General features: G+C 64.8%; 23 protein-coding genes and 1 tRNA gene. 13 read left to right on the top strand and 11 right to left on the bottom strand.

Translation table 11 applies throughout. The features are described from left to right. Window positions 1-27 precede the first annotated feature (27 nt). Window positions 28-786, bottom strand: a complete 759-nt coding sequence (locus P9236_RS23500) for a DeoR/GlpR family DNA-binding transcription regulator (protein WP_278076968.1) — start codon at window positions 784-786, stop codon at window positions 28-30. A 109-nt stretch (window positions 787-895) separates the two neighbouring features. On the opposite strand from P9236_RS23500, the gene P9236_RS23495 reads away from it, so the two are divergent. From P9236_RS23495 to rnd, 3 genes are all read left to right on the top strand, one after another. Then, on the top strand, window positions 896-2128 hold the full coding sequence (locus P9236_RS23495) for an MFS transporter (RefSeq protein WP_278076967.1): 1233 nt from the start codon (window positions 896-898) through the stop codon (window positions 2126-2128). A gap of 134 nt (window positions 2129-2262) precedes the next feature. Beyond that, a complete protein-coding gene (locus P9236_RS23490; RefSeq protein ID WP_278076966.1) occupies window positions 2263-3501 on the top strand; it encodes an MFS transporter in 1239 nt (412 codons plus the stop codon). 171 nt (window positions 3502-3672) lie between these two features. Continuing rightward, window positions 3673-4824: a ribonuclease D gene (gene rnd, locus P9236_RS23485; protein WP_278076965.1), complete on the top strand. Its 1152-nt coding sequence runs from the start codon at window positions 3673-3675 to the stop codon at window positions 4822-4824. 36 nt (window positions 4825-4860) lie between these two features. Here the strand turns inward: rnd and P9236_RS23480 are convergent, their stop codons facing one another. The 3 genes from P9236_RS23480 to P9236_RS23470 form a co-directional block, all read right to left on the bottom strand. Continuing rightward, window positions 4861-5514 carry a hypothetical protein gene (locus tag P9236_RS23480; RefSeq protein WP_278076963.1) on the bottom strand — a complete coding sequence of 218 codons (654 nt, stop codon included), beginning with the start codon at window positions 5512-5514 and terminating at the stop codon, window positions 4861-4863. Continuing rightward, on the bottom strand, window positions 5450-6952 hold the full coding sequence (gene guaB, locus P9236_RS23475; protein WP_278076962.1) for an IMP dehydrogenase: 1503 nt from the start codon (window positions 6950-6952) through the stop codon (window positions 5450-5452). The genes P9236_RS23480 and guaB overlap by 65 nt, the downstream gene beginning before the upstream one ends. A gap of 162 nt (window positions 6953-7114) precedes the next feature. After that, window positions 7115-7357, bottom strand: a complete 243-nt coding sequence (locus P9236_RS23470) for a type II toxin-antitoxin system prevent-host-death family antitoxin (protein ID WP_347405201.1) — start codon at window positions 7355-7357, stop codon at window positions 7115-7117. Between the two features lie 237 nt (window positions 7358-7594). Between P9236_RS23470 and P9236_RS23465 the strand changes: the two genes are divergently transcribed. Further along, window positions 7595-9016 (top strand): MFS transporter, encoded by a 1422-nt coding sequence (locus P9236_RS23465; RefSeq protein ID WP_278076961.1) that lies wholly within the window; start codon window positions 7595-7597, stop codon window positions 9014-9016. Between the two features lie 165 nt (window positions 9017-9181). Here the strand turns inward: P9236_RS23465 and P9236_RS23460 are convergent, their stop codons facing one another. Both P9236_RS23460 and P9236_RS23455 read right to left on the bottom strand, forming a co-directional pair. Beyond that, on the bottom strand, window positions 9182-9877 hold the full coding sequence (locus P9236_RS23460; RefSeq protein ID WP_278076959.1) for an RlmE family RNA methyltransferase: 696 nt from the start codon (window positions 9875-9877) through the stop codon (window positions 9182-9184). Between the two features lie 160 nt (window positions 9878-10037). Continuing rightward, window positions 10038-11414, bottom strand: a complete 1377-nt coding sequence (locus P9236_RS23455; RefSeq protein WP_278076958.1) for a Ppx/GppA family phosphatase — start codon at window positions 11412-11414, stop codon at window positions 10038-10040. A 254-nt stretch (window positions 11415-11668) separates the two neighbouring features. On the opposite strand from P9236_RS23455, the gene P9236_RS23450 reads away from it, so the two are divergent. From P9236_RS23450 to P9236_RS23440, 3 genes are all read left to right on the top strand, one after another. Further along, window positions 11669-12601 (top strand): YbhN family protein, encoded by a 933-nt coding sequence (locus P9236_RS23450; RefSeq protein ID WP_278076957.1) that lies wholly within the window; start codon window positions 11669-11671, stop codon window positions 12599-12601. Window positions 12602-12743: 142 nt separating this feature from the next. Further along, window positions 12744-12817: transfer RNA gene (locus P9236_RS23445), tRNA-Gln, on the top strand. Between the two features lie 1076 nt (window positions 12818-13893). Next, a complete protein-coding gene (locus tag P9236_RS23440) occupies window positions 13894-14043 on the top strand; it encodes a hypothetical protein (protein WP_278076956.1) in 150 nt (49 codons plus the stop codon). Window positions 14044-14262: 219 nt separating this feature from the next. Here the strand turns inward: P9236_RS23440 and P9236_RS23435 are convergent, their stop codons facing one another. The 5 genes from P9236_RS23435 to ehuB all read right to left on the bottom strand — a co-directional run bounded on the left by P9236_RS23435 (window position 14263) and on the right by ehuB (window position 18250). Then, entirely contained in the window at window positions 14263-14979 is a 717-nt protein-coding gene (locus P9236_RS23435) for a GntR family transcriptional regulator (protein ID WP_278076955.1), read from the bottom strand. After that, complete coding sequence (gene ehuA, locus P9236_RS23430) at window positions 14976-15755, bottom strand: ectoine/hydroxyectoine ABC transporter ATP-binding protein EhuA (RefSeq protein ID WP_278076954.1); 780 nt, start codon at window positions 15753-15755, stop codon at window positions 14976-14978. Before ehuA ends, P9236_RS23435 begins: the two co-directional genes overlap by 4 nt. After that, on the bottom strand, window positions 15752-16411 hold the full coding sequence (ehuD, locus tag P9236_RS23425) for an ectoine/hydroxyectoine ABC transporter permease subunit EhuD (protein WP_278076953.1): 660 nt from the start codon (window positions 16409-16411) through the stop codon (window positions 15752-15754). The genes ehuA and ehuD overlap by 4 nt, the downstream gene beginning before the upstream one ends. Beyond that, a complete protein-coding gene (ehuC, locus tag P9236_RS23420) occupies window positions 16408-17136 on the bottom strand; it encodes an ectoine/hydroxyectoine ABC transporter permease subunit EhuC (protein ID WP_278076952.1) in 729 nt (242 codons plus the stop codon). Before ehuC ends, ehuD begins: the two co-directional genes overlap by 4 nt. Before the next feature lie 256 nt (window positions 17137-17392). Then, window positions 17393-18250 carry an ectoine/hydroxyectoine ABC transporter substrate-binding protein EhuB gene (gene ehuB, locus P9236_RS23415; protein WP_278076951.1) on the bottom strand — a complete coding sequence of 286 codons (858 nt, stop codon included), beginning with the start codon at window positions 18248-18250 and terminating at the stop codon, window positions 17393-17395. 252 nt (window positions 18251-18502) lie between these two features. Between ehuB and P9236_RS23410 the strand changes: the two genes are divergently transcribed. The 6 genes from P9236_RS23410 to P9236_RS23385 are packed head-to-tail and all read left to right on the top strand — an operon-like array spanning window position 18503 to window position 25905. Further along, window positions 18503-19684 carry a M24 family metallopeptidase gene (locus P9236_RS23410; protein ID WP_278076950.1) on the top strand — a complete coding sequence of 394 codons (1182 nt, stop codon included), beginning with the start codon at window positions 18503-18505 and terminating at the stop codon, window positions 19682-19684. Between the two features lie 38 nt (window positions 19685-19722). Next, window positions 19723-20871 carry a Xaa-Pro peptidase family protein gene (locus P9236_RS23405; RefSeq protein ID WP_278076949.1) on the top strand — a complete coding sequence of 383 codons (1149 nt, stop codon included), beginning with the start codon at window positions 19723-19725 and terminating at the stop codon, window positions 20869-20871. 9 nt (window positions 20872-20880) lie between these two features. Then, on the top strand, window positions 20881-22134 hold the full coding sequence (locus tag P9236_RS23400) for a sarcosine oxidase subunit beta family protein (protein WP_278077004.1): 1254 nt from the start codon (window positions 20881-20883) through the stop codon (window positions 22132-22134). A 12-nt stretch (window positions 22135-22146) separates the two neighbouring features. Continuing rightward, window positions 22147-22425 (top strand): sarcosine oxidase subunit delta, encoded by a 279-nt coding sequence (locus tag P9236_RS23395; protein ID WP_278076948.1) that lies wholly within the window; start codon window positions 22147-22149, stop codon window positions 22423-22425. After that, complete coding sequence (locus P9236_RS23390) at window positions 22422-25364, top strand: sarcosine oxidase subunit alpha family protein (RefSeq protein WP_278076947.1); 2943 nt, start codon at window positions 22422-22424, stop codon at window positions 25362-25364. The genes P9236_RS23395 and P9236_RS23390 overlap by 4 nt, the downstream gene beginning before the upstream one ends. Beyond that, entirely contained in the window at window positions 25357-25905 is a 549-nt protein-coding gene (locus tag P9236_RS23385) for a sarcosine oxidase subunit gamma family protein (RefSeq protein ID WP_278076946.1), read from the top strand. Before P9236_RS23390 ends, P9236_RS23385 begins: the two co-directional genes overlap by 8 nt. The last annotated feature ends 228 nt before the right edge of the window (window positions 25906-26133 follow it).

The raw sequence follows: 26133 nt of genomic DNA, 5'->3' as shown, positions 1-26133 counted from the left end.
AGCGGTCACACTCGGGCGCGCCCGACATCAGGCAAAGTGGATTTCGGCACCCAGGCGTTCGAAATCGGCGAGGATGGCAGAAGGCGCCGTCTTCTCCACCACCAGATGGCGGATCGCATCGGATGCCGCTACACGATAAGGCGCCGCGGTGGCGAGCTTGTCGTTGGTAGCGGCGATGACGATGCCGGCGCTGTTCCTGGCCATGGCGCGTTTCACCTCGGCTTCGGCCGAATCGAAAGCCGTGACGCCGCGCGAGGCATCGAGGCCGCAGGAGCCTAGGAAGAACAGATCGGCGCCGAGCTGCGCCACGGCGGCAAGCGTGTCGCCGCCGACGCAGGTGCCGAGGTCGCGGACATAGCGACCGCCGACCATGATCAGGTCGACGCGCGGAAGATCGGCAAGCGCCGATGCGACGCCGAGCGAATTGGTGGCCACGGTCAACTCGATGTCGCGCGGGATCGCTCTCGCGATCGCCTCGTTCGTCGTGCCACCGTCGATGAACAAGGTCTGTCCCGATGCGAGCACGCCCACCGCCGCCTTCGCCAAGCGCAGCTTCTCCTCGACCGCGTGACCGCTGCGCTGGCTGATCGTTGCCGCGGCGAACGGCGCCAAGGCGACTGCGCCGCCATAGACTCGGCGCAACTGCCCTGTCTTGGCGAGTTCCCGCAAGTCACGGCGAACCGTATCCTCAGAAACCCCGAAGCGGCTGGCGAGCTCGCCGGCCAACACCTTGCCTTCCGCCGCCAGTCGGTCGCGAATGAATTGGTGCCGTTCCTCGGTCAGCATGCACGATCCTATTTTGTTGTGCACGTTCTTGCATGTTTTGCATGTTTGTGCAAGGAATAACGCATTGGATCGGCGATGCCGTCCCACCTCCCCTACGGAAATGCTGCAAATGACCTTTGGCTTGAAACTCGCCCCTCAGCACCGCGTCTATGCCGGTTTCGCGATCTACTCATTCGCCATGGGCAACATTTTCCCACGGCTGCCGGACATCAAGCGCGCCATGGACATCGAGGACGGCGCGCTGGGTCTCAGCCTGATCGGGACGCCGATCGGCACCTTGACCGCGCTGACGCTCGCCACGCCGATCCTGGAGCGCGTGGGCTTTCGCCGCGCGCTGCTCTGGCTCGTTCCGCTTCTGGCGCTCGTCTATTCCATCGCGGTGCACGCACCGGGGCCGATCGCGCTGTTCCTCATGCTGCTGCCGGTCGGGCTGATGATCGGCAGCGTCGAGATCATCCTCAATGTCGAGGCCGACAGGACCGAGTTCCTGCTCAAGCGACGTATCATGAACCGGGCACATTCGTTCTGGAGCGCGGGCTTCTTCGGCGCCGGGCTGTTCGGCGGTACGCTGGCGCATCTCGGCCTCTCGCCGCAACTCCATCTGGCGCTGGCGGTGCCGATGGTGGGAATAGCGATGGCGCTGTTTCTCGGCGGCTACGAGCCGGCGCCCGCCCGCTTCGCCAGCACTGGCGACAAGGCGCCGGCGTTCGCGCGGCCGACGCTACCAATCCTTGTTCTCGTGGCGGTGACGCTTTCGGCGATGCTCCTGGAAGGCGCCAGCATCGACTGGTCGGCGATCTACATGCGCACCGTGTTCGACTCAGGACCCTTCGTCGCCGGCTTCACAGTGGCGCTGTTCGCTTTCTCGCAGGCCACCACGCGCTTCTTCGCGGACTCCTTTGTCGACCGTCACTCGCCAAGCGGCGTGGCGCGCGTGCTGCTGGCCGCTATGGCGGCCGGCGTTCTTCTGGTCTTCTTCTCGCCGGCGCCGCCGGTGTCGATGTTGGGCTTTGCCCTGTTGGGCATCGGCAGCAGCGCCCTCTTCCCGCTGGCGATCTCCGCGGCCGCGCAACGGACGGATCGTCCGGCCGCGATCAACGTCGCGGCACTTTCGCAAATCTCCTTCATCGCCTTCCTGCTCGGCCCGCCACTGCTCGGCTTCGTGTCGGACCATTGGGGCATCCGCTCCGCCTATGGAATCGGCATTCCCTTCATCGCGCTCAGCCTGCTGACCGCGGGCTCTCTCGGCCGAAGGCCGACCGCGGAGAGTATCAATGCGATTCCAGGCGAGGCGCCATCCACAATCGAGCAGGAGATGGAAATACGAGCTAGCAAAGCTTAGGGCCGCTACCCGATTGGCAGCTCATGTCCTCCGTCGGGTGCGAGAATGTGACCGTGTTTGTGTCGCATTTGCCCCTGGCATTGACGGGATCTATGGTCCAAGAAGGATCACAGACCTGTGATTGTCCCTCTTCGATGTCTTCCATCCGCCCGCTTATCCCGCTCCTCATCGCCGCAGGCATCCTGCTTGGCGGCAACGGGCTGCAGGGCACACTGATCGCATTGCGCGGCGCGCGGGAAGGTTTCTCCGCTTCCGATATCGGCCTCATGGGCACGTTCTATTTCGCTGGCTTCCTGCTCGGCTGCCTGGCAGTCACCCGTATCCTGAAGGCGGTCGGCCATGTCAGGGCCTTTGCCGCTCTCGCCGCAATCGCCTCGGTCGGCACGCTGCTTCTGGTGCTTGTCATCGACCCCGTCATGTGGTGCGCGGTGCGCTTTGCCGGCGGCTTCTGCTTCGCCGGGCTGTTCACCGTCATGGAAGCCTGGCTGAATTCCGGCGTCGGCAACAAGGACCGCGCCCGGGTGCTCGCCATATACCGCATGGTCGACATCGGCTCGGTGACCGGCGCCCAGTTCCTGATTCCGATCTTTGGTGCCGGCGGTTTCGCCATCTTCGCCGTCATGTCGATGATGATCACCTTTTCGCTGGTGCCGGTCTCGCTCGCAGACCGCTCGAACCCGGCGCCACCGGAAGACGTCAAGCTCGATCTGCCGCGCGTCTGGCGGATCTCGCCGCTCGGCTCGATCGGCTGCATCGCCGTCGGCGTCACCAACAGCGCCTTTCGCACGCTGTCGCCGGTCTACGCCGAGGAGATCGGCATGTCGGTTGCCGATGTGGTGACGTTCGTCAGCGTCGGCATATTCGGAGGCGCCCTCATCCAATATCCGCTGGGCTATCTCTCCGACCGCCGGGACCGGCGCTCGGTGCTGCTGGCGACGACGTGCTGCGCCATGCTTGCCGCGCTGGCACTGGCCTTCGTGGCGCGCGCCGACCCGTTCCTCAATTTCGTTATCGTCTTCATCTTCGGCAGCTTCGCCATGCCACTTTATTCGCTATCCGCCGCGCATGCCAACGACCGGGCCGATAAAGGGGAATTCGTGCTGATCAACGCGGCGCTGATGTTGTTCTATTCCGTCGGCGCGATCGGCGGTCCGATTGCGGCGTCGGCGGTGATGCAATATTTCGGGCCGAGCGCGCTGTTCGTCTTCAGCGCCTCGGTCTACGCCGTTCTCATCGTCGTGATCCTCTACCGCATGCAGGTTCGGTCGAGTGTGCCAGCCGGCAGCCGCAGCCGCTTCACCGCGCTTTTGCGCACCTCGACGCTGTTCGCGCGGCTGGCGCGGTGGGGCGGCGATTCAGACAGGCAGGACTAGCGCGGCTCAGCGTTTTCACCGAAACGCTGAACCGCTCTATCTCTTTGTTTTTACGCAATTCCGGACGGAAAACGGTTACACACTTTTCCTGGAATTGCTCTAGCTGCCGCTTGACGAAAGCGTTTGCGGCTGAAATTGAAAGGAGCCTGATATGATGCCAAAAGCGATTTGATGCACGTCATCACCACCCAGAAAGAACTCGAGAGCGTCATCGCGGCGTTCGAAAAGTCGGAATTCGTCACGGTCGATACCGAATTCATCCGCGAAACGACCTTCTGGCCGATCCTCTGCCTGATCCAGATGGCCGCGCCCGGTGTGACGGCACTGATCGATCCGCTGTCGCCGGACATCGACCTCAAACCCTTCTTCCGGCTGATGGCCAACGAAGCGGTGGTCAAGGTCTTCCACGCCGCCCGCCAGGACATCGAAATCATCGTCCATCTGGGCGACCTGGTGCCGCATCCGGTGTTCGACACGCAGGTGGCGGCCATGGTTTGCGGCTTCGGCGATAGCGTCTCCTACGATCAGCTGGTGCAGCGCATCACCGGCGCCCGGCTCGACAAATCCTCGCGCTTCACCGATTGGCGGCACCGGCCGCTCTCCGACAAGCAGCTCGAATACGCGCTCGCCGACGTCACCCATCTGATCAAGGTCTATCAGCATCTCAGCGCCGAGCTGACGCGCGAGAACCGCGCCCATTGGCTGAACGAGGAGATGGACGTCCTCACCTCGCGCCAGACCTACGATCCGCATCCGGAGGACGCTTGGAAGCGGCTGAAGATGCGGCTGCGCAAGCCGCAGGAACTGGCGATCGTGCAAACGGTGGCCGCCTGGCGCGAGCGCGAGGCGCGCGAGCGCGACGTGCCGCGCGGCCGCGTGCTCAAGGACGACGCGATCTACGAGATCGCGCAACAGGCCCCGCGCGACGCCACGGCCCTCGGCCGGCTGCGCACGACGCCGAAGGGCTGGGAGCGTTCGGCAACAGCTACGGCGCTGCTCGGCGCGGTTAACACGGCGCTCGCCATGCCGAAGGAAGCGATGCCCAAACTGCCGAAGACGTTCCAGCCGCCCGAGGGCTCGAGCGCGGCAGCGGAACTGCTCAAGGTGCTGCTCCGGATCGTCGCCGAAAAGGAAGGCGTCGCCTCCAAGGTGCTCGCCTCCAGCGACGACATCGACCGCATCGCCGCCGAGGGCGACGACGCCGACGTACCGGCGCTGCAAGGCTGGCGGCGGGCCGTATTCGGCGAACAGGCGCTGAGGCTGGTGCGAGGCGAGATCGGCATCAAGTTCGACAAGCGCAGGATAGCGGTGTTCGATTTGTAGCGCCTTCCCTTCTCCCTGGGAGAAAGGAGAGACCGTTCAGCGCCGTTGTACTGCCAGCGCGAACACCGCGACGACCGCGACGGGAATGGCCAGGAGCGCGAACTTGGTCACCGTCAGCGATGAGGCGAAGGACAGCGAATCGGGATTGGCCAACTGGAAATCCGACAGCAGCCGCGCGATCACGAAGTTCTGCGCATAATCGGCGAGCGTGTAAGGCAGAACCAGCACCAATGTCGACAGCGCCTGCAACTGGGCAGGCATGGCGCGGAAATTACTCAGCCGCCGGCCGAAAGCCAGGATCAGACTGAGCAAGGTGAGCGACAGCAGCGCCGGGAACAGCAGGTCAAAAGTCAGATAATGCCAGACGATGATGATCTCGCCGCCCCGCCGGCCGAGCGCCGTCAGCCACGCCATGCCCTCATCAGGCGTGAAGCCGGTGATACGCATGTCGAGCGATGGGAGCCCGCCGCTCAGGCGGCGGAAATAGAAGAACTCCAGCGCCGTCATGGCGATGAAGATCGCGGCGGACGCGATGGAGAGCGCCGCCGCGTGACGCGACAGGCGCAAGACCGTGACAGTCAAGCCACGCAAGAGGCTCTGGCGATCAGGCCGCTCGCCGGCCTGCTCAAAGTCCGCCCGGATAGTTCGGGCTTTCGCGGGTGATCGTGACGTCATGGGCGTGGCTTTCACGAAGTCCGGCGTTTGATATGCGCACAAAGGTGGCGCGTTCACGGAACTCGGCAAGATCGCGCCCACCGACATAACCCATAGCGGCTTTCAGGCCGCCTGCAAGCTGGTGCAGCACGCCAGCCACAGGTCCTTTGTAGGGAACCTGCCCTTCAATGCCCTCCGGAACCAGTTTCAAGGTGTCGCGCACCTCGGCCTGGAAGTAGCGGTCGGCCGAGCCGCGCGCCATTGCGCCGACCGAACCCATGCCGCGATAAGCCTTGAAGGAGCGGCCCTGGTGCAAATAGACCTCGCCCGGGCTCTCGTCGGTGCCGGCAAGCAGCGAGCCGATCATGGCGGCACTTGCGCCGGCGGCGAGCGCCTTGGCGAGATCGCCCGAATATTTGATGCCGCCGTCGGCGATCGCCGTCACGCCCGCCTTGTCGGCCGTCTCCACAGCCGACATGATCGCCGAGAGCTGCGGCACGCCGACGCCGGCGACGATACGGGTGGTGCAAATAGATCCCGGGCCGATCCCGACCTTGACCGCGTCGGCGCCGGCGTCGATCAGCGCCCGCGTGCCTTCGGCGGTGGCGACGTTGCCGGCCAGGATGCGCACGGAGTTCGACAGCTTCTTTGCCCGCGTCACGGCATCCAGAACGCGTTGCGAGTGGCCGTGCGCGGTGTCGATGACCAGAAGGTCGACGCCGGCGTCGATCAGGCGTTCGGCGCGCTCGAAGCCGTCATCGCCGACGCTAGTGGCGGCGGCGGCACGAAGCCGCCCCTGCGCGTCCTTGGTGGCGTGCGGGTTGAGCTGCGACTTCTCGATGTCCTTGACGGTGATCAGGCCGACGCAATTGCCCTTCCGATCAACCACCACCAGCTTCTCGATGCGGTGCTTGTGCAGCAGGCGCTTGGCCTCGTCCTGGTCGACATTCTCCTTGACCGTGATCAGGTTCTCACGGGTCATCAGCTCGTAGACCTTCTGCGACGGATCGGAAGCGAAGCGCACGTCGCGGTTGGTGAGGATGCCGACAAGCCGGCCCACCGTGTGACCGCCGGTGCCGCCATTCTCGACCACCGGAATGCCGGAAATGCCATGGGCGCGCATCAGCGCCAGCGCGTCGGCGAGCGTGGCGTCGGGGCCGATGGTGACGGGATTCACCACCATGCCGGATTCGAACTTCTTCACCTGCCTGACCTGCTCGGCCTGCTCGGCCGGCGAGAAATTGCGGTGGATGACGCCGATGCCGCCGGCCTGCGCCATGGCGATCGCGAGCCTCGCTTCGGTGACCGTGTCCATGGCCGCCGAAAGGATCGGCACGTTGAGATCGATGTCGCCGGCGATGCGGGTGCGGATGTCGGTCTGGCCGGGCATGACCTCGGAATGGCCGGGCTGCAGCAGCACGTCGTCGAAGGTCAGCGCCAGCGCGCCGGTGGACGTCTCGATGATTTTTGCCATGGCCAGTCCTTTTGAATGCGGAAAAGGCGCTGGACCGGAATGGCCAGCGCCGACTCTCATCTTCCCTTTCAGGATTGGCGCTGGCTGGTAACACGTCCCGTCGGCGTTGAAAAGCCGGTCGTTGCGGGACGTCCAAGTTCCTATTCCGCGGCGACGCGACCTTCACCGTCCATCGTAGGCATCCTCACGGGTCCAATGGCCGGCGTCGACGAGAGGCTGTCGCTCAAGCCGCGACAGCAGCGCCGCGCGGGAGCGGGAAAATTCGGCTCGGTGCGTGTCAGCGGGAATGATCCGAGCCACTGGCCGACCATCGCTGATCACGACATAGCTCTGTCCCTCAAGGACCCTGCGCAGCATGAGGGAAAACCTGCGTTCGACGTCGGCAGCCGAAACAGTTTCGTCCATATTGATACCTGTAGTCTCTACGACAGCGAGAGACGACGCTGCTCCTAAGCATTGCGACACCGCCACTGGCGGGAAGATATAATGGCATGCGATCGAGAGTTGCGCCATGGAGGTTGCGGTCGCGTAAAAGTGACAGCAATTTAATGCGACATCCGGGCGTAGCCGTGGTACCGCCCGGGCTTGCCGGCTCGCCCCCAGCCTGGCCTGGAAATCGCGAAGACAAATCAGGGCGTTCCCTTGAACCGCATCATCCCGCTCATCCTGGCGGTCGCACTTTTCATGGAGAACATGGATTCGACCGTGATCGCGACCTCGCTGCCGGCGATCGCCGTCGACATCCACACCAGCCCGATTGCGCTGAAGCTGGCGCTGACGGCTTATCTGGTGTCGCTGGCGATCTTCATCCCCGTCAGCGGCTGGATGGCGGACCGGTTCGGCGCCAAGAGCGTGTTTCGCGCCGCGATCGCCGTCTTCATCGCGGGCTCGGTCGCCTGCGCCTTTGCCAACTCGCTGCCGGCCTTCGTGGTGTCGCGCTTCCTGCAGGGCATGGGCGGCGCCATGATGACGCCGGTCGGGCGCCTGGTGCTGGTGCGAACCACGCCCAAGAACGAGCTCGTCGCGGCGATGTCTTGGCTGACGGTGCCGGCGCTGGTCGGACCGCTGGTCGGACCGCCGATCGGCGGCTTCATCACCACCTATCTTACCTGGCACTGGATCTTCCTGATCAACGTGCCGATCGGGCTTCTGGGCATCTGGCTCGCCACCCGCTATTTGCCGGAGACCGCGCCCGCCGAGACGCCCCCGCTCGATTTTCCGGGTTTCGTGCTCAGCGGCCTCGCCGCGTCAGGCATCGTCTTCGGCCTCTCGGTGGTCAGCCTTCCCGCCTTGCCGCCGATCGCCGGCTTCATCACCGTTGCCGTCGGCCTGGTTTCGGGCGTGCTTTACCTCCTGCATGCTCGGCGCGCCAAGAATCCGCTGCTTGCGCTGGAGCTCTTCCGCAACCAGGTGTTCCGTTCTTCCGTGCTCGGCGGCTCGCTGTTCCGCATCGGCATCGGCGCGGTGCCTTTCCTGCTGCCTCTGATGTTTCAGATCGGCTTCGGGCTGACGCCGTTCCAGTCCGGCATGATCACTTTCGTCTCGGCGGTCGGCGCCATCGGCATGAAGTTCGTCACCGCGCTGCTTTTCCGGCTCGCCGGCTTCCGCCGAGTGCTGATCTGGGGTTCGCTGATCGCCGCTGGCTCGATCGCCATCTACGGCCTCTTCACCCCCGAGACGCCCTACGCGCTGATGCTCGCCATCCTGCTGGTCGGCGGCTTCATCCGCTCGATGTTCTTCACCGGCGTCAACGCGCTTTCCTATGCCGAGATTTCCCCCGCCGACACCAGCAAGGCGACGCCGATAACCGCCGTCTTCCAGCAGCTGTCGATCGCGCTTGGCGTGGCGCTGGCCGGCGGCATCCTCGAAGTATCGACCTCGATCCGTGGCGGCCCGCTGACCTTAAGTGACTTCCACATCGCCTTCTTCATCGTCGCGGCGGTGTCGGCGATCGCCTCGCTCACTTTCATGCGGCTGGCGCCCGATGCCGGCAACGGGGTGTCGGGCCACGGCCGGCTGACGACGCCGAAGACGCTGGAGACGGTGGGCACTGCTGGGAAGTAGGCAGCTTTTCCTTCTCCCCTTGTGGGAGAAGGTGGATCGGCGCGCAGCGCCGAGACGGTTGAGGGGTGTTCCAGCGGAGTGAGGCGTTAGCGTTCCCTGGAACACCCCTCATCCGACCTCGCTTCGCGAGGCCACCTTCTCCCACAAGGGGAGAAGGAAAAGGCGCTACCCCTTGAACTCCTTCGCCAGCAGATAAAGCTCCACCGATTCATCGCGCGAAGCCGGCGGCTTGACGTGGTGGACCGAGCGGAAATTCTGCTTCAGCCGCGACAAGAGCTCGTTCTCCGCACCGCCCTGAAAGGTCTTGGCGAGAAAATGCCCGCCGGGCTTCAAAACCTGGAGCGCGAAATCGGCCGCCACTTCGCATAGGTGCATGGTGCGCAGATGATCCGTGCGGCGGTGTCCGGTGGTGGGAGCCGCCATGTCGGACAGCACGACATCGGGCCGGCCACCGAGCGCCTCGGACAGCTTTTGCGGCGCTTCCGGATCGAGGAAATCCATCTGCAGGATGACGGCGCCCGGCACCGCGTCCATCTCGAGATAATCGATGCCGACGACATGCGGATTTTCCGCCGTCGACTTCGTCCGCGCCGCCGCCACCTGGCACCAGCCGCCCGGAGCGGCGCCCAAATCGATCACCTTCATGCCGGGCTTCAGAAGATGATGCTTGTCGTCGATCTCGGTCAGCTTATAGGCGGCGCGGGAGCGATAGCCGTCGGCCTTGGAGCGCTGCACATAGGGATCGTTCATGTGGCGCTCGAGCCAGCGGCGCGAGGACTCCTTCAGGCCGCTCTTCTTCTTGATCCTCGTCTTCAGCACGCGCATGCCGGCCGAGTCCGGCTTTTCAGATTTCTTGGTCATTGCCTGATTTCTTGCCCGAGCAAGATCCCGTGAGGAAGGACGCCAGGCGACACAAGCTCGCGCCTTTCCTCTCCCCCGTCGATCTGGGGAGAGGTGTCGAGCGAAGCTTGACGGAGTGGGGGTCGACTGCTCATCAAAACAACGCAGCCACTTTTTGGGATCATGCGCGCCGCCCATCATGGCGCCAGACGCCGTCATCGGCCATCAGCTCGCTCAATATGCCTTCGCGCAGGCCGCGATCGGCGACGCGCAGCCGCTCGGACGGCCAGACACCGCGGATCGCTTCCAGGATGGCGCATCCGGCAAGCACGAGGTCGGCGCGGTCGGCGCCGATGCAGGGATTGGCGACGCGCTGCTGGAAATCCCAGCCGATCAGCTTTTCCACCATGCGGTCGACGCTCTGACGGTCCATCCACAGCCCGTCGACGCGGCGGCGGTCGTAGCGCTCGAGATCGAGATGGACGCCGGCCAACGTCGTCACCGTGCCGGAGGTGCCAAGCAGATGGAACTGGGGACTGGCGAGCACATGCGCGAGCCGGTCGCGCCCGTCGAAAGCCTTGAGCCGCACCGCGACGTCGTCGACCATCGCGGTGAAGGTCTCGCGCGTCACCGTGCGGCCACCAAAACGCTCGGCAAGCGAGACGACGCCCACGGGAAGCGACGTCCAGGAGACGATGTGGTTGGCGAGCCGCGGCGAGCGCTGGCCTCGGCTGAGGTCGATCAGGGCGATCTCGGACGAGCCGCCGCCGATATCGAACAGCACCACGCCGCGCGTGTCGCGCTCGACCAGCGAGCCGCAGCCGGAGACGGCCAGGCGAGCCTCGGTCTGGCGGTCGATGATCTCCAGCTTGAGACCCGCCTCGCGTTCGACGCGGTCGAGGAACTCGACGCCGTTTGCGGCGGAGCGGCAGGCTTCGGTGGCGATCAGCCTCGCCTTCCTGATCTTGCGGTTGCGCAGCTTGTCGCCGCAGATCTTGAGCGCCTCGACGGCGCGGTCCATGGCGGCCTGGCCGAGCCGGCCGCTGGCGGAAAGCCCCTCGCCCAGCCTGACGATGCGCGAGAAGGCATCGATGACGCGGAACTGGCCATGGCGGCCGGGCACCGCCACCAGCAGCCGACAGTTGTTGGTGCCGAGATCGAGCGCGGCGAACACCGGCAGTTCCTGCAGCGGCGGACGCGGACTATTTGAAACCGGTGGCCGTGGTTGCGGCGTTGCTACCACCGGCTGAGGCGCATGGCTGGCGGGAGAGACGGCAGGCGCCGATGGCGCTATGGCGCCGTTTTCGTCGCGCGCGAAAACCTTGCGGCCGCGCCTGCGCTTGCGGCGCTTGCGCGTCTTGCCCTTCGGGTTCTCGCCTTGATGGTCGGCATGTCTTGGGTCGGCATGTCTTGGGTCGGCATGTCTTGGGTCGGCATGTCTGGCATGCGCGCCCGCATGACGGCTGAACCGCGCCGCGGGCGGGCTCGGCTGCTCCACCCGCGATGCCCCAGACAGGCCCACTTCCGACGCGCCGGCGCCGGTGTCGTGGTCTTCCACTTCCGTTCCTTCCGGCGCCGCGCGAACCGGAAAGGACGCAGCAGGCACCTCGATTTGTTTCAAGTTGACGCCAGACTAGCAGCGCGTTTGACAATCACCAAGAGCGCATGGTCCGATTTTTGCCGCCACCCGTCTCCCGCAAGGGAACGGTGCTTCGCAGTTGAATAGCCGGCTTCGATCGGGCATGTCTCAAGAGGAGGGACAGAGGCCGGGCAACAAGCAATCCATGAGCTGCAACGAATGACGATCTCGCCATGAACTGGAGGCGTTATTTCTGGCCGGCCATCGGCATCGGAGCGGTGATCTTCTCGCTGCTCCTGCTCTGGCATGAGCTGCGCGGCATCTCGATCGACGACGTATGGGCCGGCATCGCCGCCATTCCGCCGCGCGGCTGGATATTGGCGGCGCTGAGCTCGATCGTCGCCTATGCCTCGCTCGCCGGCTACGACCACATCGCGCTGCTGCATATCGGCAAAAAGGTATCGTGGCTGTTCGTCACGCTTTGCTCCTTCACCACCTATGCGCTGTCACACAACATCGGCGGCTCGGTGATCTCGGGCGCCGTGATCCGCTACCGCGCCTACGGCACCAGGGGCCTGACCGGCCAGGACGTCGGCGTGCTGGTGGCGATCTGCTGGATCACCTTCGTGCTCTCCAGCCTGTTCATCGGGGGGCTCGTGCTGGTGCTGGAGCCGCAGATCGTCGATCGCTTCTCAGGCGCGCCGCATCACGGACCGGCGATAGCCGCGGGCCTCGCCATGCTGATCCTGGTCGGCGCCTACGCCTTCGGCAGCTGGCTGCATCTCAAGCCGCTCAAGATCGGCGGCTTCCAGCTCCATTATCCGGCGCTGCCGATCGTAGCGCGGCAGCTGCTTGTCGGCCCGGTCGAGCTGCTGGCGGCCGCAGCGATCATCTACTTTGCCCTGCCGGCGGCCGGCAACCCCGGCTATTTCGTCGTGCTCGGCGTGTTCATGGTGTCCTTCTCGGTGGGGTTGCTGTCGCATGCGCCGGGCGCGCTTGGCGTGTTCGAGGTCGTCTTCCTCACCGGCTTTTCGGACATGGATCCGGTCGGTGTGCTGGCGGCACTCCTGGTGTTCCGCATGTTCTACCTGATCATCCCGCTGCTCATCGGGCTCTGCGTGGTGCTGTTCTTCGAGCACTCGCAATACAGCCGCGGCGACCACTGAGCCTTCCCAAGCGCTTCGCGGCCGAAGGCGAAAAAGGCTGCGGTTGAACTGCGGCGCGGGGTTGACTATTTTCGGGCGGCGGCTACAAGGCAGCGCTCGCGGCGCTTGAGCCGCCCGCTTCGCGCGTTACCGACGCGCCTGCTGGGGAATAGGTTAACGGTAGACCAGCGGACTCTGACTCCGTTAGTCCTGGTTCGAATCCAGGTTCCCCAGCCAAGCAATTTCAAGCACTTACCAAGACCAAGTGGAACCTCGAAAGCTTCCAACGTCGCGTTTATGGGCGTCGCGCGCCAACTTGACGACGTACACTCGCCCGCGCACGGATGCCGGCCCGTAGCTACGCCAGATCCGTGGCGGAGGTTGAACCCTTTTGCGCCTACCGGAAATAGATGAGCCCACGTCTCCAATCGACAGAATGAAACACATTGTCGCCGGATGCTACCTTGAGGGACGGCAACCCGGTTTTGCGGCCCTAGAAGCCAGTTGGGCTTTGGGGGTTAGACATGAGCAAAACGACTCTCATTGCTATCGCTATCCTCGCGATCAGCGTCCATTGTGCCGAAGCCACGGACCGTAAGGTCGCACCGGTTTGCACCGCGTCAAGCCGGCCCTTCGAGGTCCTGGCCGGCAAGTGTTTTCTCGTCAAAGGTTCGACGATCTATGGCGACATCGCCGATCTGTCTCAGATAATCCACTTAGGGTGGTAGTCATGGGCGACAGCGCTCGGGAAATTAGCAATAGCTTGAATTCCCTTTAAACGAGGAGCATCGTTAGGTCAGGGAAGGCCACCCGCGCGCAACAGGTGATTTTTGAAGGGGTACATCATGGAATCTGTTTGCTTCGATCCCAGTGGGATGATCTGCATTCCATCGGTTTTCCTTGCCGTCACGTTCGCCTTTCTCGTCGCGACGCCGTTTGCGGCTGCGCGGCTGCTCGTTTTGAGGATGCGCGCACGCTCGGGACGATCCGGCCAAAGCTCCATCGGCGAAGTCTTATCAGCCGGAAGGCTCCAGCCCGCTTAAGAGGGGGCCGCGGACAAACTCAATATCGGCGCCGACCCGGCCGGCAAGGTGACGAAAGCGCAAGAGCCAAGGCCGCAGACGGCATCTGATCGACCAGGCGGTTGTCTGGATTTGGTCGTGGTCGCCGTGGCGACCTCACTTGCCCCCTCATGGCTTTAAAGGCTGGGTGGCGCGGCTAATCAATGAGCATATATTAGCAACTTCTTGTATTAAAAGCTCAGCAAGATCATAATAGCGGCACGCGTACGAGGGGCTTTGAGGGAGGTTCCGATGCGACCGATCCTATTGATCGCCGCCGCTGTTGTCGCGTTCTTCATCTGGGACGACTTGGCAAACAAGAGCGCCTATCGGATTGCGTTGATGAAGACGGTTGACCAGGTCGAGAACTTCCAAGGCCCTGTTCGCGTCACCTGGAATTAGAGCGGTTCACCGTTTCACGAAAACGGCGAACCGCTCTATCTCTTTGTTTTGACGCAATTCCGGACGGAAAACCGTTACACACTTTTCCTGGAATTGCTCTGGTGTTGCAAACCGCTCCGGGAAGGCCGAATGCCGCGGCTGCGACCTGCGCGGATCGCCAGTAAGTGTCAGCGATCCGCGACGCTCCCCGCATAAGAAGGGCTGGCGCAGCGCCTTATCCTAATCGCCCACCGCCCCTGCGTGACGCATCATGCGCAGGAAGCTCATGGAGATGTGGGCGCGCCTTATGTGTCCGATCGATTCCCAGTCGCCGATCTCGGCCGCGGCCAGGACCTCCTCCATCTCGCGGCGGAACGCGGTGAACTCCTCCACGAGGCCCAGCTGCGGCATCATCTTGAGGACGACGCGCGCCACCTGGAAATACAGCCTTTCGCTGATCTCGCGCAGCGGCTGGTTCCCGGTCATGCCCGACAGTTCGGTGAAGAAATCCATGTTGAGTTGCAGGAAGGCGCGCTGGTCCGGATTGAGCATGTCGGAATCGCAGCGGGCGATGAGCGCCCGGATCCGATCGAGGTCCGCCGCCGTGCGCGGAATCGGCGAAAGCTTGCCGACCAAGAGCGCCAGTTCCAGGCGCAGATGATAGACCTGTTGCAATTCCTCGATATCGACGTCGGTGACGATGGTGCCGACGCCATGGACGGATTGAACCAGACCTTCGGATTCAAGGCGCGCCAGCACGCGCCGGACCGGCGTGCGGCTGATCTCGAATTCCTGGGCGAGTTCCTCCTCGGAGAGCCGGCTTCCCGGCGGATAGTCGAGCAGGCAAATGCGGTCGCGCAGGATCAGGTAGATGCGTTCGAACCGTTCTCGCGCCGAAAGCGGACGCGGGGGCGACGCGGTCATGGTCGCGGGCGAGGCATCCGTGTCAAGCGTCATCCAGCCTCCAGCACGGCGTGCAGGAATTGCCGCGTCCGCTCATTCTTGGGTGCGCCGAAAAGCTCGCTCGGCGGCCCCTGCTCGCAGATCTTGCCCTGATAGAAGAAGCAGACGCGATCGGAAAACTCCTTGGCGAAGCCCATCTGGTGGGTGACCATGAGCATCGTCAGATCGTGCTCGCGGCCGATCTGCCTTATCACCTGCAGCACTTCGCCGACAAGTTCCGGGTCGAGCGCCGACGTCACCTCGTCGAACAGCATGATCTTGGGCCGCATCGCCAGCGCCCTGGCGATGGCGACGCGCTGCTGCTGGCCGCCGGAGAGCTGGGATGGATAATGATTCTTCTTCTGCGACAGCCCGACCATGTCGAGAAGCTCGGCCGCGCGCGCCTCGGCATCCGCCCGCTTCATGCCGAGCACGGTGATCGGCGCCTCGATGCAGTTGGCCATGGCGGTCATGTGCGGGAACAGGTTGAAGGACTGGAACACCATGCCGATCTTCGCCCGGATGCGCCGGATGTGGGCGAGGTTGGCGGGCACCAGCTTTCCGTTCTGCTGCATGTGCGTCAGCGGCTCGCCTTCGACCCAGATGACGCCGTCGTTGATTGTTTCCAGCGTCATCAGCATGCGCAGGACCGTGGTCTTGCCGGAGCCGGACGGACCGATGACGGACACCTTCTCGCCGCGCGCGATGTCGAGGTTCAGGCCGTCGAGAACGGTCAACGCGCCGTAGCGTTTGGAAACGTTGTCGAAGCGGACCATCGGTTGCTCGGTCATCGCACGGTCCTTCTGTTGAGCAGGCGTTCGAGGGCACGGATGAGCGCGGCCGATACGAGGCTCATCGCCAGAAAGAACAGGCCGACCAGCGTGATCGGCTCGGTGTAGCGGAATGTCTCGGAGCCGATGATCTTGGCGGTCTGCATCAGTTCCAGCACCGCGATCGCCGAAAGCAGCGGCGTTTCCTTGAACAGCGCGACCAGATAGTTGCCGAGCGCCGGCACGATCGGCGGGATCGCCTGCGGGATGATGATGTCGCGAAAGGTCGTCCAGGACGAGAGATTGAGCGCGATCGAGGCTTCCCACTGGCCGCGATGGATGTTGTCGAAGCCCGCACGATAGACCTCCGAGCAATAGGCGGCGTAGTGGATGCCGATGGCGATGACGCCGGCGGTGAAAGCGTCGAGCACGAGGCCGAATTTCGGAAAGACGAAATAGATGAAGAAGATCTGGATGAGCAGCGGCGTCGAGCGGATCAGCTCGACCAGCACGGAGATCGTCCAGGCCGTCCACGGCACGGCGATGCGGATCACGGCCACGACCAGGCCGAGCGTCGCCGCGATGACGAAGCCGAGAAGCGTCGCCTCGATCGACACGACGGCAGCCTGCGCCAGCACCGGCAGGATCTGGAAGGTAAAATTCCAATCCCAGATCATGCCGCCCTCCCCCGCGCCAGGCCGAGCGAGGCGCGCCTTTCGAGGAGACGCATGCCGATGGAAATGACCAGCGACATGGCGAGGTACATCAAAAGCACGAGCGTGAAGATCGGAATGGTCTTGAACGTGTTCTGGTTCATCTCCTGCGCCTTGAAGGCAAGATCGGTGAGCGTGATCAGCGAGACCAGCGCGGTCGATTTCAGAAGCTCGATGAACAGATTGCCCCAGGGCGGGATCATGGCGATGAAAGCCTGCGGCAGGATGATCCGGCGCAGCATCTGCGACCGGCTCATATTGAGCGCGGTTCCGGCTTCCCACTGGCCGCGCGGCACCGACTGGATGGCGCCGCGCACGCATTCGGAACCATACGCCCCGACATTCAGGCCGAGCGCCAGCACGGCGACCAGGAATGCGTCGAGCGTCACGCCGAACTGCGGCAGCACGAAGAACAGCCAGAACAGCTGCACCAGCGCCGAGGTGCCGCGGAAGATCTCGACATAGACCGTCGCCAGCCATCTGAGCGGCGCCGGGCCATACATGCGCGCAAGCGCGGCAAGCAGGCCCATGACGACCGCGAGCAGGCTGCCGAGCACGGCTATCTCGATGGTCAGTAGCGCGCCCTGCAGCAGCCCCGGCAGGAACAGCCTGTAAGAGGCTTGCGTCGCCAGCACGCCGATCACGGCGAGCGCGACAACCAGCATGGCGACAAGTGTGCGAATTCCCATCTGCGCTCCTAGAGCGTTTCACCGTTTCGCGGAAACGGCGAACCGCTCTATCTCTTTGTTTTTACGCAATTCCGGACGGAAAACAGCTCACACCTTTCCTGGAATTGCTTCAGAGCGTTTCACCGTTTCACGGAAACGCCGAACCGCTCTAGCTGTTTGTTTTCACGCAATTCCGGACGGAAAACCGTCACACACTTTTCCTGGAATTGCTCCTGAAAAAGAGGCGGCGCTTTCGCGCCGCCAGCAGTTGGGAACCTTATTCGCCCTTGCAGAGCTGCGCCGTGGTCTTGTTCGGCAGATAGTCCTTGCCGAAGCCGAGCGGCTCGACCAGGGCGATATGCTCGGGCGACCCGATGAACTTCTTCAGCTCGGCGTTGAACGCTTTCTGCAAATCGGTGTCTTCCTTGCGGAAGCCGAAGCCGCCATGGCCCTTCACGGACTTGCCGGCGACTTCGCCGAACGGCTTGGTCGATTCGACGCCGTCGGCCTTCTTGGCCATCTCGGCGATCGACAGCGCGGTGAGCGCGGCGGCATCGGCGCGGCCCGACTGGACGGCCGCGACCAGGCTGGACTGGTCGGGCAAGGTGACGAGCTGCCCGGCGGCCACGCCCGCGTCCTTGGCGAAGCCGCCTTCGACGGCGCCGGCCATCACGGCGAGCTTGAGATCCGCATTGTCCTTGAAGGTGGAAAAGTCCTTCACTCCCTTGGGATTGCCCTTCGTCACCAGCATGGCCTCGCCGATGCCGTAGGAAGGCTCGGAGAAATTGATCTCGGCGCAGCGCTTCGGCGTGATGAACATGCCGGCGGCGATGATGTCGAAGCGGCCGGCCTTGAGGCCGGGAATGAGCGAGCCGAACTCGGTCAGCACGCCGTCGACCTGCTTGATGCCCATCTTGGCGAGCACCGCCTTGGCGACCTCGGGCGCTTCGCCGGTCAGCTTGCCGTCGGGCGTCGCGAAACCGAACGGCGCCTCGTTGGCAAAGCCGACGCGGATGTAGCCGTCCTTCTTGGCGCGCTCGAGGGTCGTCTCCGCGTGGGCCGATGTGAATGCTGTCGCGGCGAGCGCAAGGCAAGCAGCGGCCTTCACAACCGCTCGGCGGGATATCTGTGACATGAACATGCGTTCCCCTTTGCTTTCAATGATTGTTTGGCTCGAAACGACGTTTCTCCACCATCGCCGCAAGCACGCAAGACGTATACAACTGATCTGGACATATCGCAAGATGCGCTGTACGATTCTCGACAAATAGCCGTTTATCTCCCGGTATACGGCTGAAACATTCAACAGTTGTGCACAATTAAGGCAATTTTCCCGGGATTGCGGCGGGCAAGCCGCGTCCCGCGCGGGATTGGAGGAAAGACGGTTTTGAGCGGGTCGGGCGGGTTCACCAAGGCGGAGTACGACCAGCGCCTGGCCGACGTGAAGCGGCGCATGGACGAGGCCGGCTTCGATCTCATCATCTGCCAGGATCCCGCCAACATGTGCTGGCTGACCGGCTATGACGGCTGGTCCTTCTACGTGCCGCAATGCGTGCTGGTCCATCTGGAGGAGGACCGCCCGATCTGGTTCGGCAGGGCGCAGGACGCCAAGAGCGCCCGCATGACCACCGGCCTGCCCGAACGAAACATCGTGCCGTTCTCGGAGCGGCTGGTGCAGCATTCCGCCGAGCATCCCTATGACGAGCTCGCCGGGCTGATCAGGGCGCGCGGCTGGGACCGGGCGCGGATCGGCGTCGAGATGGATGCACACTACTACACAGCGCGCTGCCATGCCCATCTCGTCGGGGGGCTGCCGGAGGCGCGGTTCGCCAACAATCGCGACCTCGTCAACTGGGCGCGCCTGGTGAAATCGGCAAGCGAGCTGCGGCTGATCCGCGAGGCGGGCGCGATCTGCAGCAATGCCATGAACCGCGCCATCGAAAAGATGCGGCCCGGCGTGCCGCAGAACCATGTCATCGCCGAGATCTATCACGCGCAGATCATGGGCGTGGCCGGCGCCGGCGGCGACTATGCCGCCATCTGCCCGCTGATGCCGGTCGGCGAAGGCACGAGCACGCCGCATCTGACCTGGTCGGACGCGCCGCTCCCCGACAGCGGGCTTGCCATCGTCGAGATCGCCGGCGTCAGACGGCGCTACCATGCGGCGCTGACCCGGACCGTGCATTTCGGCAAGCCGCCGGCCGCGCTTTCCGATATGGCCAAGGTGATCGTCGAGGGCGTCGACGCCGGCCTCGCAATGGCGCGGCCCGGCAACACGGCGGAACAGGTCGAAGCCGCCTGGCAGGCGGTGCTGCGCCGGAACGGGCTGAAGAAGGAAAGCCGGGTCGGCTATCCGGTCGGCCTCGCCTACCCACCGGACTGGGGTGAGCGCACCGTGAGCCTGAGGCCCGGCGACAAGACCGAGCTTCAGCCCGGCATGTGCTTCCACTTCATGGCCGGCGTCTGGCTCGACGATTTCGGCGTCGCCATTTCGGAGTCCTTCGTCGTTGCCGAAGGCGGTGGCGAGCGGCTCTGCGATGTGACCCGCGACCTCATCGTCATCGACTGACCACTAAAGCTCCACAACAGGCAATTCGAGGATACAGAATGGACCGCAATCCCTTTTCGGAAGCCGAGATCGCCGGCCGCCTGTTGAAGGTGCGCAAGGCGCTGGCCGAGCGCGGGCTCGATGCCGCCGTCTTCGCCTCGCCGGAAAACATCTTCTATCTCACCGGCCTCGACCATTGGGGCTATTTCGCGCCGCATCTTCTCATCGTCCCGCTCGACCGGCTGCCGGTTCTCGTCACCCGGTCTATGGAGAAGGTGACGATCGAGAACCAGGTGAAGGCGGCGGAGTTCCGCGGCCATTCCGACAGCGAGACGGCCGCCGATCTCGCCGCCCGCGTCATTACCGAACTCGGCCTGACGGAAAAGCGCATCGGGCTCGAACACTGGACCTCGGGCCTCAGCCATGGCCTTGCCCTGAAGCTCGAGGCGCAGGCCGACGCCAAGTGGAGCGATGTCTCCGGGCTGGTCGACGGGATGCGGCGGGTGAAGAGCGCCGAGGAACAGGCGCTGATGCGCCGCGCCGCCAAGGTCACGGATGCGGCGGCGCAAGCTGCGATCGCGGCGATCGGCGACGGCGCCGCCGAGCAGGAGGTCGCCGCGCAATGCGTGGCGGCGATGGCGCGCGCCGGCGGCCATGCGCCCGGCTTCGGCCCATTCATCCGCCCCGCCGCCCGGCTCGGCGAGGAACACACGACCTGGGGCGACGGCGTCTATCGCCGCGGCGAGCCGGTCTTCGTCGAACTGTCCGGCTGCGTCTCGCGCTATCACGCACCGCTCGGCCGGCTGATCCGCATCGGCACCATCAAGGACGAGGACGCCGCCATGGCCGAGGTGACGGCCAAGGCGTTCAACGCCGTCGTCAAGGCGCTCAGGCCCGGCGCCAGGGCGCGCGAGGTCTACGCCGCCTGGCAAGGCGTGGCCGACGAGGCGGGCCTGTCGCACTACCGTCGGCATCATTGCGGCTATCTCGTCGGCATCGGCCAACCGCCGTCCTGGACCGGCGGCAATTCGGTGACGGGCTTGCGGCACGATTCCGATCTCGAGATCGAGACCGGCATGAGCTTCCACATCCTGTCCTGGCTGATGGGCACCGGCCGCGGCGACGACTTCATCTCCAACACAGTGCTTCTGACCGAGACGGGCGCCGAGGTGCTGACGCGCACGCCGACCGGCCCGATCGTCCGCTAGACCATGACCATGCGCTACTCGGCGTTTTCGATTTTCCGCAACGGCCTGTCCGGCCAGAAGAACTGGCAGCGCGCCTGGCGCGCGGCCGAGCCGAAACCAACCTATGACGTGATCATCGTCGGCGGCGGCGGGCACGGGCTTTCCACCGCATTCTACCTGGCCGAGAACCACGGCATCCGCAATGTCGCGGTGCTGGAGAAAGGCTATATCGGCGGCGGCAATGTCGGCCGCAACACCACCGTCATCCGCTCCAACTACCTGCTCGACGGCAACACCCAGTTCTACGAATTCTCGGTCAAGCTGTGGGAAGGCCTGTCGCAGGCGCTGAACTTCAACGTGATGTTCTCGCAGCGCGGCCAGATCGTCACCGCCCATTCGGCCGATCAGCTCGACACGTTCAGCCATCGCGCCAACATCATGCGGCTGAACGGCATCGACGCCGACATCCTCGACCGCGACGAGGTGCGGCGGCTCGTGCCCTATCTCGATTTTTCCGACACGGCACGGTTTCCGATCCATGGCGCGATCCTGCAGGGCCGCGCCGGCACCGCCCGCCACGACGCCGTCGCCTGGGGCTATGCGCGCGCCGCCGACGGCCACGGCGTCGACATCATCCAGAACTGCGAGGTGACCGGCTTTGTCCGCGACGGCGACAGGATCGTCGGCGTCGAGACGAGCAAGGGCCGGATCGGCGCCGGCAAGGTCGGCCTCGCGGTCGCCGGCCACACCTCGGTGCTCGGCCGGAAGGCCGGGCTGGAACTGCCGATCGAGAGCCACGTGCTCCAGGCCTTCGTCACCGAGCCGCTGAAACCGCTGGTCGACCATGTCGTGGCCTATGGCGCCGATCATTTCTACGTCAGCCAATCCGACAAGGGCGGGCTGGTCTTCGGCGGCAATCTCGACGGCTACAATTCCTATGCCCAGCGCGGCAATCTCGGCGTCGTGCGCGAGGTGGCGGAAGCGGCAATCGCGCTGATGCCCTGCATCTCGCGCGTCCGGCTGCTGCGCCATTGGGGCGGCGTCATGGACATGACGCCCGACGCAAGCCCGATCATCTGCCCGACGCCGATCGACGGGCTCTATCTCAACGGCGGCTGGTGCTATGGCGGCTTCAAGGCGACGCCCGCCTCGGGCTGGTGCTTCGCGCACACCCTTGCGACCGGCAAGCCGCATCCCTTGATCGCCGCCTATCGCCTCGACCGTTTCCGCACCGGCCGCACGCTCGACGAGGCCGGCGTCGGCCCTTCGGCCTGGCTGCAATAGAGGGCAAGACAAATGCTTCGCATCGAATGCCCGTGCTGCGGCCCGCGCGACCATGAAGAGTTCCGTTACGGCGGCGACGCTTCGGTAGCGCGTCCGGCGCATGACGATCCCGATCCGGAAGCCTGGTACCGCTATGTCTATGTGCGCAACAATCCGGCCGGACCGCACCGCGAGTTCTGGCAGCACGTGTCCGGCTGCCGGCAATGGTTGATCGTCGAGCGCGACACCAGAAATCACGCCATCCAATCGGTCGGCTTTGCCCGGAAAACGGCAAGGAAAATGCCCGCATGAACAGAAATCGCCTCGCCACCGGCGGCCGCATCGACCGTGCGCAGCCGCTGGGCTTCGTCTTCGATGGCCGCGAACTGGTCGGCTGCCAGGGCGACACGCTCGCTTCCGCCCTATTGGCAAACGGCATCACGCTGACTGGCCGCAGCTTCAAATATCACCGGCCCCGCGGCATCGTTTCGGCCGGCCCGGAAGAGCCGAACGCGCTGGTCACGCTCGGAACCGGCGGGCTGCGCGAGCCGAACCTGCCGGCGACGACGCTCGAACTGGCGGACGGCATGACCGCCGAAAGCCAGAATCGCTGGCCCTCGCTCGCCTTCGACATGCAGAGCATCAACGGGCTGTTTTCGCCCTTCCTTTCGGCCGGCTTCTATTACAAGACGTTCATGGGGCCGACGCGGCGCGCCTGGATGTTCTACGAGCATTTCATCCGCAAGGCGGCGGGCCTGGGTCGCGCCGGCACCGAGCCGGATCCCGGCCGTTACGAGGCGCAGCATGCATTTGCCGATGTCGCCGTCGTCGGCGGCGGCCCGGCCGGCCTGTCCGCGGCGCGCGCGGCTGCGGCCGCCGGCGCGAGCGTCGCTCTCATCGAGCAGGACTTTTTGCTCGGCGGCCAGCTTTTGTCCGAACGCCCGGACGGAGAGGCGGCCGGCTGGCTGAACGCGATCGAGGCCGAACTGGCCGGCCTCGGCAATGTCGCCCTGATGCGCAGGACGATGGCGTTCGGCACCTTCGACGGCAACACGCTGGGGCTGATCGAGCGACGCGACGATCCGGCGGCGGAAAGCGGAGCGCGCCAGGTCTTCACCATGCTTCGCGCCCACTCGATCGTCTTTGCCACCGGCGCCATCGAGCGGCCGCTGGTCTTTTCCAACAACGACCGGCCGGGCGTCATGCTGGCGTCCGCCGCCCGGACCTATCTCAACCGCTTCGCGGTCCTGCCGGGCAAGAAGATCGTCATCGCCACCACGAATGACGGCGCCTATCGCGCCGCCTTCGACCTCGCCGCCGCCGGCGCCGAGGTGACGGTCGCGGATCAGCGCGGCGCCCCGCCCGTTAGCCTGGCTGCGGATGCGACCCGCCTGAACGTGGCGATCCGACCCGGCACTTTGATCACCGACCTGCGCGGCGGCCATGCGGTGAAGGCCGCGCGGCTGGCCGGGCCGGACGGCAAGCTGGAAGTTGCCTGCGACCTCGTATGCCTGTCCGGCGGCTGGTCGCCGAGCGTGCACCTTAGCTCGCATCTCGGCGTCAAGCCGGTCTATCGCGGCGAGATCGACGGCTTCGTTCCGGGCGGCTTTCCGGCAGGCCAGTTCGGCGCCGGCGCGATGATAGGGCGCTTCTCGACTGTCACCGCCATCGAGGACGGCCACCGCGCCGGCGCGGAAGCCGCATCGTCCTGCGGAAAATCAAAAGCCGTGCCGGCGCCGCTCAAGCTCGATCTCGGCGAGGCGGCATCCGGTCCGTTCCGCGCCATCCCGTCCGTTGGACGCGGCAAGGCCTTCGTCGACTTCCAGATGGACGTGACCGCGAAGGACATCGAGCTCGCCCATCGCGAGGGCTATGAATCGGTCGAGCACCTGAAGCGCTACACCACGCTCGGCATGGGCACCGACCAGGGCAAAACCAGCAATTTTGCCGCACTTTCGGCCATGGCGGCGCTGCGCCAGGCGACGATCCAGCAAACCGGGACCACGACCTTTCGTCCGCCCTACGCGCCCGTCGCGATCGGCGCGCTGGCCGGCCGCGCCGTCGGCCACCATTTCAAGCCGATCCGCCGCACGCCGATGCATGACCGGCATCTGGCCGACGGCGCCGAAATGCTCGAGGTCGGGCTTTGGATGCGGCCCTATTTCTACCGCGGCGCCGGGCGCGACGTGAACGAAGCCTATGTCGCCGAGATGCGCATGGTGCGCGAAGCCGCCGGGCTGATGGACATCTCCACCCTCGGCAAGATCGACGTGCAGGGGCCGGACGCCGCGGCCTTCCTCGACCGTGTCTATGCCAACGGCTTCGCCAAGCTGCCGGTCGGCCGCGCGCGCTACGGCGTCATGCTGCGCGACGACGGCATCGTCTTCGACGACGGCACGACCACGCGGCTCTCGGAAACCCGGTTCTTCATGACCACCTCGACCGCCAAGGCGGCCGAGGTGCAGTCGCGGCTGGAATTTCTGCTCGACACCGCATGGCCGGAGCTGCGTGTCGCCGTCACCTCGGTCAGCGACGAATGGGCGGCGATTTCGATCGCCGGCCCGAAGAGCCGCGATATCCTTGCCGCGGCCTTCCCGGGGCTCGACGTCTCGAACGAGGCGCTGCCCCATATGGGCTTCATCGAGGCCGAGTTCGACGGACGCGCGCTGCGCATCATCCGCCTCAGCTATTCCGGCGAGCGCGCGTACGAGATCTATGTCGGCGCCAGCCGCGGCGAGCGGCTCTGGAGCCACCTGCGCGAAGTGGGCGCGCCGTTTGGGCTGAAACCCTACGGGGTCGAGGCGCTCGGCGCGCTGCGCGTCGAGAAGGGCCACGTCGCCGGGCCGGAGATCGATGGTCGCACCACGCTCGACGATCTTGGCCTTGGCCGCATGGCCGGCAAGCGCACCGGCTTCGTCGGCGAAGTCATGCGGCATCGCCAGGCATTTCTTTCGCCCGACCGCCAGCGGCTGGTCGGGCTGGAATGCATCGATGAGGGCAAGCGACTGCGCGGCGGGGCGATATTGTTTCTGCCCAACGATGCCGTCGCCGGCCACGGGCACGGCCGGATCACCTCCGTCACCTTCAGCCCCGAGCTCGGCCGCTATGTCGGACTGGCACTGCTCGCGGGCAATGTCGCGACGGAGGGAAGCGAGGTCGTCGCCGCCTATCCGATGCGGGCCGAGATTGTTCGCGCCCGTATCGTGTCGCCCGTGTTCCTCGATCCCAAGGGAGAGCGACTGCATGGCTGAGGCTCTGTCGTTGAAAGATTTCGACTCGTTGAAGGATTTCGACCTGTTGAAGGACTTCAACCTGTCGGCGGCCGATTGCCCGATCGTCCAGATCGAAGGCTGGGACCGAACGCTGGCACGATTCGAAGCAAGCGTCTCGCAGGCGTTGGGCGCGCGCCTGCCCGCAGCGGTCGGCGAGACCGTTCGCCATGCCGACGTCCTGATCGTCCGCGTTGCTCCGCGCCGTTTCTGGCTGATTTTCGAAACCGGCATAAAGCCGACGCCCTCGACCATCGATCCCGAACTGGGCTGTTCGGTTATGCTCGACGAAGGTCGGGTGCGCCTCAGCATGGATGGAGCGCGTCTCCAGGAAATTCTCTCGAAATGTGTCGCCGTCGACTGGTCGTCGCCCGCCGCGGCTCCCGGCCGCGCCTGGCACGCGTCCTTTCACCACATACCGGTGCTTCTCTTACGCACAGCCGAAACCGCCTGCGACCTTATCGTGCCGCGAAGTTTCGCACGCAGCCTGACCGACTGGATCGCCGACAGCGCGGCAGGGTGAGTTGCCGAGCACCTCTCCGGCCAAGACCTTCGCATTGTGTTTTTGAAAGGTTGCAGCCCCGCTTCCGGTGACGGCGAATGCCGCATCCGCCGGTTTTGTACGGCTTCAGTCGTCGGATTAACGAATCGTAGACCGCGCTGTCCTATTCTGGGACAGCGCGGATCCACTACCCATCGGCCGCGCAGGCGGCTCCGACTTTCAGGCAACCCTACCCCTAGTCGGAGCCGC

This window comes from Mesorhizobium sp. WSM4884 (assembly GCF_029625675.1).
In the GTDB taxonomy this organism is placed as follows: domain Bacteria; phylum Pseudomonadota; class Alphaproteobacteria; order Rhizobiales; family Rhizobiaceae; genus Mesorhizobium.
Note: the sequence above shows the minus strand (reverse complement) of the source record. Positions and strands in the feature narration are given on the sequence as shown.